General features: G+C 70.0%; 1 protein-coding gene. It reads left to right on the top strand.

Going from position 1 to position 443, the window contains the following annotated elements; translation table 11 throughout:
• Positions 1–172: 172 nt before the first annotated feature.
• Positions 173–443: nuclear transport factor 2 family protein (locus ACEN88_RS34290; protein WP_413346857.1), on the top strand; the 271-nt coding region annotated here is incomplete at its 3' end.

Below are 443 nucleotides of genomic sequence, written 5' to 3'. Positions count from 1 at the left end.
CACTCGGACGGCAGCCTGCTGGACGCGTGCCGCGCGCGCGGGCTGGACGCGCTGCTGGACGAGCTGCGCGCGTTCGAGGCCGGCAAGGAGGCCGCCGGACTGGCTGCGAAAACGGCGGACGACGCATCCGCCATCGCCTGGCGTTTTACGTGAAACGAGAAAGGAGAGACCGATGTCCCATGCCTGCATCGCACCGGCTGCCCTCGCCCTGATCGAGCGCTACGTGACGGCCTACAATGCCTTCGACGTCGACGGCATGCTCGATACGCTGAGTCCCGACGTCCGTTTCGAGAACTGGTCCGGCGGCCACCTGACGGCGGCCAGCGACGGCCGCGACGCCTTCCGCATCCTGGCGGAACAGGCGAGAACGATGTTCGCCGAGCGCGAGCAGCGGGTGACGGCGCTGGCGCCGCGCGGCGACGCCCTCGTCGCCGCCATTGCCT

This window comes from Massilia sp. CT11-108 (genome assembly GCF_047302915.1).
Lineage (GTDB): Bacteria > Pseudomonadota > Gammaproteobacteria > Burkholderiales > Burkholderiaceae_D > Telluria > Telluria orientalis.
Note: the sequence above shows the minus strand (reverse complement) of the source record. Positions and strands in the feature narration are given on the sequence as shown.